Source organism: Ruminococcus sp. AM26-12LB (assembly GCF_003480785.1).
GTDB lineage: Bacteria > Bacillota > Clostridia > Lachnospirales > Lachnospiraceae > Blautia_A > Blautia_A fusiformis.
On the sequence record NZ_QUJX01000004.1, the window covers coordinates 72,499 to 84,994 of the forward strand.

The window sequence follows — 12,496 nt, forward strand, 5'->3', positions numbered from 1 at the left end:
ACCGGATATATTTTCTCCGGTGTCTGTCGGGCCATCTTTTTAATCTTTATACTGTCCGGTTTATCGGATAGTTATTTTCTTTTGTATCAATACGATCAGCGACTGGCAGATCAGATCCTGGAAGCTACCTCATAAGCCTCTTTTGTTGCATCCAGTGCACGTCTTGCACGGATAGCATCTCCGATCACATGTGTCTCAGGTACAAGGTCTTTGATCTTCTCTTCCAGAGGATTGTAGTTGCGGAATCCCATGGAAAGGATCACAGAATCATATCCTCTTGACTCGTGACGTACTCCGTCAGCGGTCTCATATTCTACCCCGTCTTCATAGAATTTGCATACCTTTGCTCCGGTGATCTCCTTGATTCCGTAGTCCTCGAAATCCTTCATCAGATATACTCTGTGCTCGTGGATCACGTCTGCACCTACGGTATCACGGAACTCGATAACAGTTACATCATGCTCCTGCTCGCCTAAAAATGCAGCTGTCTCGCATCCAACCATTCCACCGCCGACAACGAGAACCTTTTTGCCTGCTGCTCTCTTGCCATCCAGAAGATCAGAGCCGTGGATGATAGCCGGATTGTCGATTCCCTCGATCGGAAGGATCAGAGTCTTGGAACCGGTGGCAATGATCACGCTGTCCGGCTTCTCTTCTTTGATAAGCTCCGGAGTTACCTCACAGTTCATCACGATCTTAACGCCATCCTTCTGGCAGCGATGGATGTAGCTGCGGATCATGTTTGTGATGTCACCTTTTCCTGGCGGATATGCAGCAAGTCTCATGTTTCCGCCGAGAACATCTCCTGCCTCATAAAGTGTTACCTCATGTCCTCTCTCTTTTGCGATAAATGCAGCGGAAAGTCCTGCAACACCGCCACCGATAACCATAACCTTCTTCGGCTCTTCCGCTTTCTCAAGCGGCTCTGCCTCATGACCCAGGAATGGGTTTGTCAGACAGCATACCGGATTTCCTGCATACATGTTTGCAACACAGCCCTGAAGACAGGCGATACAAGGAGTCATATCCTCAAGACGCTCTTCCTGTGCTTTCTTCGGCATAGCCGGATCTGCAAGGCTCTGACGCCCGAATGCCACAAGGTCAGCTCTTCCTTCTTTTACCATCAGCTCTGCGAACTGTGGCTCTGTATAACGTCCAACTGTGATCACCGGGATATTTACCGCACGTTTGATCTCTTCAACCTCTGCTGCGGAAAATCCACCGTGGATAACGGTCGGTGCCCACATAAACTCATCCTTGATATGAACAGCACGGGATACATGAAGTCCGTCCAGTCCACAGCTTTCCAGATATGCTGCGATCGCTGCACTGTCGTGGACATCAAGTCCGCCCGGAACCTCGTCTGCACAGTTGATTCTTGCAAGAACTGCAATTTTTCCCTGTGTTGCTTTTTTAACTTCCTCAATGATCAGACGGGAGAAACGCATACGGTTCTCAAAACATCCGCCAAACTCATCCACTCTCTTGTTTGTTCTCGGAGAAAGGAAGGTACTTACCAGATAACCGTGTGCCATATGGATCTCAACAGCATCCGCTCCTGCTTCCATTGCTCTTCTTGCGGCCTCACCGTAGCCTTTGATCAGCTCGTAAACTTCCTCAGTTGTAAGCTGCTTCGGAATATCACGTCCGCATACAGACGGAATGCTGGTTGCTGCTGTGATCGGTGCTCCTGCGTTCTTTGCATTCCCCTCAGGACCTGCGTTCTGAAGCTGGATGGACACCTTTGCTCCTTCTGCATGACATCCGTCGATGACCTTGCGGAAGCTTTCGATCGTAGTGTCGTCGTAAAGACATGGTTTACGCGGGCCGCCCTTTGCGCCTTTGTGAACTACAGTAGCCTCGATGGTGATCAGACCAAATCCGCCTTTTGCTCTTTCTCTGTAATATGCAGCGGACTGCTCACTCATTGTTCCGTCTGTGTTTGCAAAGTTATTTCCCATTGGCGGAACAACAAAACGGTTCTTTACTGTCATAGGACCGATCTCGATCGGCTGAAACATCGCATTGAATTTCATATGCGTTCTCCTTTCCTCTGAAACAATCTTTTTGTTTCTTTCACGGGAACGCCCTGTCACCGGTATGACATCGGAAACAGGGACCCGTCTGAAATATCAGTTTCTTATATTAATTACAGTACTTCCGGCCAAGCCTCTTCCAGTACCTTCTTTGTGTTCTCATATGTATGTTTTGCAGCATACTCGATACCTTTTTCAAGGTTTGCATCGCTGATAACCTCTACGCCGATGGCATTTGGCTTAATGCCTTTTTCTTTGATCATTTTTACGAACGGAACAGTTGTTCCGATTCCTGTTCCAGGAGCAAGACGGTCATGCATGGACTCATCTCTTAAGATCGTTGTTGCATATGGTCTTTCCCATACATCGTTGATCTGGATGGATACGATCTTGTCTGCCGGGATTCCCTCAAGTACAGAAAGCTCGATCGGCTGGTTTGCTCTTACCCAGTGCCATGTATCAAGGATCAGTTTTGCATTCTCGCAGTCAGTAGCTTTTACAACAGCCCAGCCCTTTTTCACATCCGGGATTCCGCTGTATGGCATTGGCTCAACACCGATGATGTATTTGCCTGCTCTGTGGCAAAGCTCACGAAGCTTCTGTGCTGTGTACTCTACGGAATAGTTCTCCATCAGTCCGCAGTTGATCTGTTTTACGTTAAATAATTCACACATATGGAAGCAGAGCTGTTCTTTGTATTTCTGCTCATAGGAACGATGCTCCTCTGCCCACTGCACGATGTACTCAACCTCTGTTACCTTCATGTCATATTTATCCAGGATTGCCAGGATATCCTCGTCGAAAAGTCCCTCATTCAGGGCATCTACGTAGGTTTCTGCTCTCAGGCCGATTCCCTCATAGCCAGCCTCTTTGGCAGCTTTTACACGGTCCTCAAATTTGCACTGATCTCCCAGTGTCCAGGAACTGATTGTGATTGGAAATTCTTTTGACATGATAATTCCTCCTGAAAATTTAAATAATTTTATTTGGTTTTTTTAAATTATTTTGTATCTTTTTTCTATAAGCATTATATAACTTTGTTAAATACAAAACAAATTGATTGTACCAGGAGAATCCATAGATTTTATCAATATATCATGTTATACTATATAAAACATATTCAGCCGTATTGCCGCCGTCACTGCATACGGCCCGGCAAATCTCTTATGTCTGTCAGACTTACCGGGGATCTGTCCGAAGTAAAACATTCAGATAAACTTACGAAAGGAGTATTGAAAAATGAATCTGTATCATCTTCGCTATTTCGTGACACTGGCTCATCTGGAACATTATACAAAAGCTGCGGATGTTCTGGCCATCACACAGCCCAGCCTAAGTCACGCGATCTCTTCTCTGGAGGAAGAGCTTGGAGTGAAATTATTTGAAAAAAACGGACGGAATGTTTCTCTCACCAAATATGGCAAGTCTTTTCTGGAGGATGTGGAACAAACCCTGAACCGGCTGGATTCCTCCGTAAACGGTCTCCAGCTTGCAGGAAAGGGAGAAGGACAGATCGATGTGGCTTTTCTCAGAACTCTGGGTGTTGACTTTATGCCAAAGATCATCCGCAGCTTTCTTAATGCCAATAAGGGAAAACAGATCCATTTCAATCTGTTCTGCGATAAGGTGCTTACCGGCGATATCCTCACCGGACTGAAAGAAAAGAAATACGATATCGGCTTCTGTTCCAAATTTGACGACGAACCACTGATCGAATTTATTCCGGTTGCCAAGCAGGATCTGGTCGTCATCGTTCCGCCGGAACATCCTCTTGCTGAGAAATCCGAGATCCATCTGGAGGAAACGCTTCCATACAAGCAGATCATCTTCAAGAAGAGAAGCGGTCTCCGCCAGATCATTGACCAGTTATTTAAGAGCATCGGTCAGTACCCGGATGTGGCTTTTGAGATCGATGAGGATCAGGTTGCCGCAGGATTTGTTGCCAATGATTTCGGCATCTGCATTGCACCGGATATCCCGATCCTTCACTCTCTGAACCTTAAGATCCTGCCCCTTGTCTCTCCAAGCTGGCAGCGGAATTTCTACATGGCCATGCTGAAGGATGTATACCATCCGCCGGTCGTGGAAGCCTTTAAAAAATTTGTGATCGAGGAAACCTCGAGGGAGATTTTTTATAAGACCAATTAAACGATCTGTTCATCTGCAAATATATGGTCCGGATCTTTTATATCATAAAGGACAGCTGCCCGATCTCCGTTCTGTTTTTGTACGGTTTATCGGACAGCTGTCCCTTTTATATGTAAAACTATTCTGTTTTATGATCAGCAGTTATTTATTTGCCTCTGCCTCACGAAGTCTGTGGATCAGCTCCTCGCAGATCTCAAGCTCACTCTTTCCGTCTGTCTCAACAACTATATCTGCTGCTGCCTCATATTTCGCGCGACGTTTTTCCAACAGATCCGCGATAAATGAAACATTTTTGTTGTTCTCAAGTAAAGGACGGTCATGATTATCCTTTACACGTTCCAGAATAGTTTCCGGCTTTGCAGTCAGAAGTACAACACGGCCATTTTTTTTCATCTCGGTAACATTGCGCTCCCGCATCGGAACACCACCGCCACAGGATACTACAACATTCGATCTGGACTGCATCTCGATCAGAAGATTTGTCTCGAGCTCACGGAAATACTCTTCACCGTAAGTCTCAAAGATATCGGAAATGCTCATTCCCTGTCTCTCCACGATACACTGATCCATCTCCACAACATCCATGGCAAGAACATTCTTCAGATAATCGGAGATCGTAGATTTACCAGCTCCCATAAATCCGATCAGGAAGATATTATAATTGAAAAGATTTCTGGACTGGATTCTTTTACTGTTCTGTGTGATGCTTGCAAAAACATCATTGACCTCTTTCTTATGACGTCTGCCTTCCATTCTGGCTTCCAGCCATCCTTTCTGCTTCGCCTCCTGTTCCGGCTGAAGTACCGGAAGATCGTTAGCTTCCTTGTATACCATGATGTCCTCTACGATCCTGTTTCTCATAAGGAGTGCGTCCAGGATGATCTCATCGCACTGTCCAAGGCTTTCTCTTAATACTTCTAACTGGTTCATAATATCTCCTTTACTTCGTTCATTTTATTACGGATTTCCGTCATCACTTTATCACTTTAAATCAAGCATCTATCCTTATTATACCAACTGGTCATTTTTATCTCAACCCAAATTTTCATTGAATTTACGCATGTGATCTATAGATTATTTTTATAATTTTTAGGCACGGCAAAGATATCTGACGCCGGACTTCACGCTATGATGGACTGAATTGTTTGCAGTAATTTATGGAATTGCTATAGTATTCACGCTAGGATCTGTGTCAAAAAAATCTCCGCCCTTTTACAGAAGCAGAGATTTTTTACAGAAATTTTATCACCAAGATTCTACTGTATCACTTCATAGATCCGGTAATGCTTGTATATATAATCCCGGAACTGCTCCACAAGCGCACTTGGATACCGGTTTTTCATCATTCCCATGTATATGTAACGACGGCAGTGCAGATTCTCAATATTTAAGATTTTCACAGGAAGTGTATGGATCACCGGTACATCCGGCACAATGCCTACACCAAATTCCTCCGCCACCATACCTGCCAGTGCACCATCCTCTTCTACCTCAAAGGCCGTCTCCGGTGAAAGTCCTTCCTTTTCGAAAAGCTCCCGGATCACAAAATACAGTCCGCTTGCAGGGGTAAAGGTCACCTGCGGATACTGCCCCAGCTCTTTTATGGTCACTGAATTTCGGTCTGCAAGAGCATGGTTCTCAGGCACTACAGCCACCAGCTTTTCTTCTGACACCGGCACAAAGCTGATCTCCTTCTCGCCCTCTGCCCGGGAACAGAAGATCACGTCGAATTTCTCTTCCTTCAGACCCCGGATCAGACTTCCGGTAGCTGCATTCTGAAAACGGAAATCAATCTTCTTCCCCTCCTGTTCATTAAGGAACCCCCGGACAAGCTCCGGGATAAATCTGCGTCCCTGGGTATGGATATACCCGATGGAAATACTTCCTCCCGGAATCCTTGCCGCTTCCTGTATCCTCTCCACACCAAGATTCAGGATATGTAAGGAGTCCTGCACATATTTCAGAAACATTTCCCCGTATTTGGTCATGGTCACATTTCTTCCATGACGCTCAAAAAGTGGAACCTGCAGTTCCTTTTCAAGGTTGGAGATCGCATGGCTCAGACTTGGCTGGGTTATATCCAGCCGCTTGGCTGCTCTGGTATAATTTTCGATCTGGGCAAGAGTCACAAAATATGTGAGCTGATTTAAGTTCATATGTCAAAAAATCCTTTCTTTCCTCCGCGCAAGAGACTTTCAGGCAGGTAAGCTCAGACACCTCGCTACCTGGTCTGTTTCACACTCCAAGGCTCAGGAGTTCTTTTCCCGCCGCAAGTCTCTCATAAAACTGCTCATAAAAATCCCGCTTCTCATCATAAGGCTTCCTGTAAAACTGGTTTACCACATACATGTTCAGGTTTCGGATCAGATCACTGTCCTCGCTCTCATAGAGAACCGACTGGACATCCAGAAGAAAATAATGCCAGTCACAGACAAATTTTTCGTAATTTCGAAAATCCGGAGTATCTACCCATTTCCGGACCTTGATCTTACTGCGGCTGGTCTTTTTGCACTCGTGGATCTGAAGGATGTATTTAAAACCACCGTCCTCATAGTATCTTCCCAGCGGGAACAAACGGCAGAAGCCCGGACGGAAACTGTGGATGGAGCATCTTCCGTTGCCATTCAGAAATACGCATCGTTCCTCTGCCCCTGTCATCCTAAGATGCGGCAGAATATTTCCGTCTGTGACGCCAAGCTCTATTTTTCCGGCAAGCAGCTGGTCCACACTTAAGTGAAGTCCCTGACTTAACCGCCATACATCCAGCGGATCCAATACAACAGAATCTCCCATTCCCGTACAGCAGTCAAAACAGCCCTTACAGTCCTGACAGTCTGCCTTTACCATGTCATTTGCCTCGTATAAACGACCGTCGGAAATTTCCTCCAGTGTAACCTCCCGCCGCATTAGACAAGTGCCTCCAGTCCTGTAACTCCCCAGTCCTCAGCCAGGCTTTTCAACCCGTCCAGGATCTCCTCCCTGGAATAATCGTGATCATCCAGGTAATCCACGTCCATATCATTGAGATGCAGATAAAAGGTAAGGGCAAGCTCCAGATAATCTGGATCATCTTCCTCCATGTTCATAAGAAGCTCATTTTCCGCTCCGTTGATGTCACCCTCATCAGCAAGTCCGATAACCTTCTTAAAAAGCTGGTCTGCCTCTGTATAATCTGCCTCTGCTGCAGGAAGTGTATACTGCGGCATATCTCCCTTAAGAAGAAGTCTTGTGATCAGTCTTGCGATATCCTGAATATTTCCTGACATTCTGTCATCCTGTAATCCCAAATCGTTTTCCTCTCTTTCTGCTGTCCTGTTCTGCCAGACACATTTCTCCGACCGACGTATCTGCATCCGGTCCTCCGCTCATCCGAACCCCGGATATCTGGACAGGCAATTTATTTAATCCAGTTTAATTCCTGACAACGCCTGCGCAAATGCATTGTTCACCGGCTCATTGGCCTCTTTCTGCTGTTTCTTAAGATAACGCTGCACATCACGCTTATTCACACCTGCACCCTCTTTGGCTCGTCTTGCCTGGAAGGATGAAAGCTTTTCTTTATAGCCGCACTGACATACAAAGGTCTCTTCTTTTCCCTTCAGAAGCATCTCCATACGCTTATGGCATTTCGGACAGCGCGCATTGGTGGTCCTGGATACTGTCTCTCTGTATCCGCATTCCCGGTCCTCGCACACCAGCATTTTGGCATTCTTTCCGTTGACTGCCAGAAGATGTTTGCCGCAGTTAGGGCACTTCTTGTTTGTCATATTGTCATGGCGGAAGGTTCCCTGTCCGCCTTTGATCTCATCTACGATCTCACAGGCATATTTACGGATCCCTGTGAGGAATTTATCCTGACGGAGCTTTCCGTTTGCAATATCACTGAGCTTCATCTCCCAGTCTGCGGTAAGCTCCGGCTTTTTCAGTTCTTCCGGAACCAGCTCCAGAAGCTGTTTCGCCTTGGAGGTAATGTAGATCTCATTGCCTCTTTTTTCCATCATAAAGCTGTTGAAAAGCTTCTCAATGATGTCCGCTCTTGTGGCTACCGTTCCAAGTCCACCGGTCTCACCAAGGGTTTTTGCCGCTTTTTTGTCGTGGCTTTCCATAAAATGAACCGGATTTTCCATGGCACCAAGAAGTGTGGCCTCTGTAAATCTGGCCGGTGGTTTTGTTTTGCCTGCTGTAAGAGCTGCTCCTTCCACAGTAAGTATCTGACCTTCCGTAAGCTCCGGAAGCTTCTGGTCTTTCAGCTTATCCGATGAATCCTCTTCTTCCTCATCCTGCCAGCCGCCTTCGTAGACTTCTCTCCATCCGGCGCTTTTTACGATCCGTCCGCTTGCCGCAAAAGTCTCTCCTGCTGCCGTTCCTTCCATACTAACCTGCTCATATACAGCCGGCGGATACAGAACGCTTAAGAAACGGCGCACAACCATATCGTAGATCTTCCGCTCCTCGTTTGTCATATGATCCAGCTGTACAAACTGTTCTGTAGGAATGATGGCATGATGGTCACTGACTTTCTTATCGTCTACAAAACTTGCATTGGCCTGGATTGGTTTATTGGCCAACGCACCGGCAAGTTTCCGGTAAGGACCTGTCCCGCATGCCTGAAGACGTTCTTTAATGGTAGGAACGACATCTTTTCCTATATATCTGGAATCCGTTCTTGGGTAGGTAAGGACTTTGTGATTCTCGTAGAGCCTCTGCATGATATTCAGAGTTTCCTTTGCAGAAAAGCCGTATTTCTGATTGGCTTCTCTCTGAAGAGTGGTCAGGTCATAAAGCCCCGGCGCATAGGTCTTCTTCGGCTTTCTGGAAACCTTTGTTATGGTAAGGTTGCTTTTTCCTGCCTTTGTCTGGATCTCCTGGGCACGCTCCTTCTTAAAGGTGCGGAGGCTTCCGCTTTTTCCGTCACGCCAAGTCCAGCGTACATTTCCCGCCTGCAGAGTGATCCCGTAATAATCCTCCGGCTTAAATTCCCGGATCTCCTGCTCTCTTCTTGCGATCATGGCAAGGGTGGGGGTCTGCACACGTCCGCAGGAAAGCTGGGCATTATATTTACAGGTCAGCGCTCTGGTCCCGTTCATTCCCACCAGCCAGTCCGCCTCCGCCCTGGCCTGTGCCGCACGGTAAAGATCATCATAATCATGGCCGTTTTTAAGGTGGGCAAAGCCGTCACGGATTGCTTTGTCCGTTACGGATGAGATCCACAGACGCTTAATAGGTTTATGGCAGTCTGCCTTTGCAAGGATCCACCTTGCAACCAGTTCTCCCTCTCGTCCGGCATCTGTGGCAATGATGATCTCCCCGATATCCTTCCTGTAAAGCTGGGTTTTCACCGCATTGTACTGCTTGGAGGTCTGGCGTATCACCACCAGTTTCATTTTCTCCGGCATCATGGGAAGCGTGGAAAGCTCCCATTTGGTATATTTTTTATCGTATTCTTCCGGATCTGCCAGTGTTACCAGATGTCCCAGGGCCCAGGTCACTACATAGTCTTTTCCTTCCAGGGTTCCGTTCCCCTTCTGACTACAGTGGAGGACTCTGGCAATGTCTCTGGCAACGGATGGCTTCTCCGCAATTACTAATGATTTCATATTTTTTTCTTTCACCTCTTACTCTTTGGAGCCTGTTTCCTAATGGCTCCGGGGTTCAACTATTATAGCATGAAAAAAGCACTTCGTCCAGAAAAGGGCCGAAGCCTTTTTCCGTCGAAATGCTCTTTACTTTCATATTACTCTCAGCAGCTGTTCATGCACATTTTCCGCTGATCTTATAGCCCACTCCACGAACTGTTTCCACCAGATCTCCTGCCGGGCCAAGCTTCTGGCGAAGGGTACGGATATGTACATCTACGGTTCTGCTCTCCCCGTCGAATTCATATCCCCAGATCTGATTTAAAAGCTGTGTTCTGGAAAGAACCGTACCACTGTTTTTCAGAAGGAGACAAAGCATCTCGTATTCTTTCAGTGTCAGATTCACAGGCTCCTGATCAACAGTTACCTCATGTCTTCCCGGACATACATAAAGATTTTCCATACGATACTCCTCTGCGCCATTGTCCTCTGCTCTCCGAAGAAGGGCACGTACCCTGGAGATCAGTTCCATCATACGGAACGGCTTCGGAATGTAATCATCTGCACCGCTGTCCAGACCTACCACGGTATCAAACTCACTTCCTTTTGCAGTAAGCATGATCACCGGAAGTTTCCGCACATCCGGACGGATACGGATTTTTTTTAAAATAGACAGTCCGTCTTCCTCCGGAAGCATAATGTCCAGAAGCACCAGTGAAGGCAGTTCTTTTTCCAGCGCTTTCCAGAAAAGTGATGGCCGTTCAAAACCCTGTGCCTCCAGACCCTGACTGTTTAATGTATATACAACAAGTTCACGGATACTTTCATCATCTTCCACAAGATATATCATAATTTTCCTCCAGCTTCATTTTTCATCTGATACGTGCAAGTATAAAGTGCATTCGTAAAATCCAACATAGAAAAAAGGTTAAGTTTATGTAAAATATAGAAATCCTTAAGAAATTTTAATTTGTAAAAGCCGAACGTCAATGTTATGATAAAGCAGAGAGTTGTTTGGAGGTTTTTTATTATGTATTCTTTTATTGTGAATCCCAATTCAAGATCCGGTGAGGGACGTAATGTCTGGAACCGGCTTCGCAGCATCATGGAAAGTCAGGGGATCTCATATCAGTATTTTCTCACAGAATATGTGGGACACGCCACAGTACTGGCACAGAGGATCAGTGCCGCCGGAACACCGGAGGATCCGGTAACTCTGGTAACAGTAGGCGGTGACGGCACTATTTACGAAGTACTTACCGGGATCATTGATCTGTCTTCGGTTGTTTTCGGATTTATCCCGGTCGGGTCCGGCAACGATTTCTGCCGCAGTATGGGCCTGCCCTTTGATCCTTTTGAAGCGCTTCGCTCTATCCTTGAAAACAGACGGACCATTTTCATGGATGTTCCTGTTCTCCACCTTGGCAGCCATTCCTACCGTTTCGGCATCAGTGCAGGAATGGGCTACGATGCGGCAATCTGTCAGGAAGTCCTGATCACACCTGGCAAAAAATTTCTCAACCGTCTCCATATGGGTAAACTCATCTACCTTATGGTGGCACTGAAGCAATTTCTCTTCCTTACTCCGTCCCCGGTCACGATAACACTTGACGGGAACAAGCCACAAACCTTCAGCAGGACTTGGTTTGCGGCTGTAATGAACCAGAAATATGAAGGCGGAGGCTTTAAATTCTGTCCAAACGCCAGTCCGGAGGATGGTTTACTGGATGTGATCGTTATTGAAGGAATCTCCAAGCTGAAAATGCTGTTCTGCCTGCCGAGCGCTCTCTGGGGAAAACATACCCGCATTCGCGGTGTACATATTTTACAGTGCAGGAACGTACATATTACAAGTGACCATTCCCTTCCTGTGCATAAAGACGGAGAATCCGGCGGAATCCAGCGTGAATTTTCTGTGACCATTGAAAAGAAACCTTTAAAAATCATAATGCCTGTGTTATAGTAGCAGGTAGATACTTAACAAAAAAGAAGCTTAAGGCTGACATCAGCCATACCTCAAGAAAAGGAGCGGCAAAATGTTGAGTAAAATAAAAAAATACAGGCACGGTTTTATCATAGCAATCTATTTCGTTGCCTATCTTATCCTGTTTGGATATCTGGAGCAGCGGCCTGTACGAGCCTACCATGTTGTACATACTGTTTTTGATGATATGATCCCGTTCTGCGAGATTTTTATTATTCCGTACCTTTTATGGTTTCCATATGTGGTAATAACGGTTGTGTATTTCCTGTTTCGCAATAAGAATAAAAAGGAATATTTCCAGCTGATCTTCAACCTGATGATGGGAATGACGGTTTTCCTTGTTGTTTCCTACATCTATCCGAACGTTCAGTATCTCCGCCCTGCGGTATTCCCCAGAAGCAACATCTTTACACGACTGGTGGCCGAGCTCTATCGGACAGATACTCCCACCAACATCCTGCCAAGTATCCATGTATTTAATTCCCTGGCTGTTTATTTTGCCATTCATCACTGCCAGGCACTGAAAGACAGGAAATGGCTTCAGCGAGGAGCCCTGATCCTTTCTGTTCTGATCATCCTGTCCACCATGTTTATCAAGCAGCACTCCGTGATCGATGTATGTCTTGGTACCACACTGGCACTGTTCGGACATCTCCTGTTCTATCCACAGAGAGTGGAGGATTACGAGGAACAGCGCTCCCTATCTCATATGCGCAAGAAGAAGCCGGAACAGAATTTATAAAAAAAGCCCC

At 46.3% G+C, this 12,496-nt stretch carries 11 protein-coding genes; 3 read left to right on the forward strand and 8 right to left on the reverse strand.

The annotated features are described in order from the left end of the window. Positions 1 to 110 precede the first annotated feature (110 nt). Complete coding sequence (locus tag DW694_RS03640; protein ID WP_118752568.1) at positions 111 to 2,036, reverse strand: FAD-dependent oxidoreductase; 1,926 nt, start codon at positions 2,034 to 2,036, stop codon at positions 111 to 113. 113 nt (positions 2,037 to 2,149) lie between these two features. Beyond that, positions 2,150 to 2,989, reverse strand: coding sequence for a TIM barrel protein (locus DW694_RS03645; RefSeq protein WP_118752569.1), 840 nt, complete (start codon positions 2,987 to 2,989; stop codon positions 2,150 to 2,152). Between the two features lie 286 nt (positions 2,990 to 3,275). On the opposite strand from DW694_RS03645, the gene DW694_RS03650 reads away from it, so the two are divergent. Continuing rightward, a complete protein-coding gene (locus DW694_RS03650) occupies positions 3,276 to 4,184 on the forward strand; it encodes a LysR family transcriptional regulator (RefSeq protein WP_021652297.1) in 909 nt (302 codons plus the stop codon). A gap of 141 nt (positions 4,185 to 4,325) precedes the next feature. Here DW694_RS03650 and DW694_RS03655 read toward each other — a convergent pair whose 3' ends face one another. The 6 genes from DW694_RS03655 to DW694_RS03680 all read right to left on the reverse strand — a co-directional run bounded on the left by DW694_RS03655 (position 4,326) and on the right by DW694_RS03680 (position 10,610). Next, positions 4,326 to 5,114, reverse strand: a complete 789-nt coding sequence (locus DW694_RS03655) for a shikimate kinase (RefSeq protein WP_021652296.1) — start codon at positions 5,112 to 5,114, stop codon at positions 4,326 to 4,328. A 326-nt stretch (positions 5,115 to 5,440) separates the two neighbouring features. Further along, complete coding sequence (locus tag DW694_RS03660) at positions 5,441 to 6,340, reverse strand: LysR family transcriptional regulator (protein ID WP_015527022.1); 900 nt, start codon at positions 6,338 to 6,340, stop codon at positions 5,441 to 5,443. A gap of 79 nt (positions 6,341 to 6,419) precedes the next feature. Beyond that, positions 6,420 to 7,091, reverse strand: a complete 672-nt coding sequence (locus DW694_RS03665; RefSeq protein ID WP_118752570.1) for a YkgJ family cysteine cluster protein — start codon at positions 7,089 to 7,091, stop codon at positions 6,420 to 6,422. Then, positions 7,091 to 7,471 (reverse strand): DUF6483 family protein, encoded by a 381-nt coding sequence (locus DW694_RS03670; RefSeq protein WP_022426444.1) that lies wholly within the window; start codon positions 7,469 to 7,471, stop codon positions 7,091 to 7,093. Before DW694_RS03670 ends, DW694_RS03665 begins: the two co-directional genes overlap by 1 nt. A gap of 114 nt (positions 7,472 to 7,585) precedes the next feature. Further along, complete coding sequence (locus DW694_RS03675; protein ID WP_118752571.1) at positions 7,586 to 9,781, reverse strand: DNA topoisomerase III; 2,196 nt, start codon at positions 9,779 to 9,781, stop codon at positions 7,586 to 7,588. Between the two features lie 154 nt (positions 9,782 to 9,935). After that, positions 9,936 to 10,610 carry a response regulator transcription factor gene (locus DW694_RS03680; protein ID WP_118752572.1) on the reverse strand — a complete coding sequence of 225 codons (675 nt, stop codon included), beginning with the start codon at positions 10,608 to 10,610 and terminating at the stop codon, positions 9,936 to 9,938. Between the two features lie 180 nt (positions 10,611 to 10,790). On the opposite strand from DW694_RS03680, the gene DW694_RS03685 reads away from it, so the two are divergent. Both DW694_RS03685 and DW694_RS03690 read left to right on the forward strand, forming a co-directional pair. Then, positions 10,791 to 11,723 carry a diacylglycerol kinase family protein gene (locus DW694_RS03685; protein ID WP_118752573.1) on the forward strand — a complete coding sequence of 311 codons (933 nt, stop codon included), beginning with the start codon at positions 10,791 to 10,793 and terminating at the stop codon, positions 11,721 to 11,723. Positions 11,724 to 11,796: 73 nt separating this feature from the next. Then, positions 11,797 to 12,486 (forward strand): phosphatase PAP2 family protein, encoded by a 690-nt coding sequence (locus DW694_RS03690; protein WP_021652290.1) that lies wholly within the window; start codon positions 11,797 to 11,799, stop codon positions 12,484 to 12,486. Positions 12,487 to 12,496 lie beyond the last annotated feature (10 nt).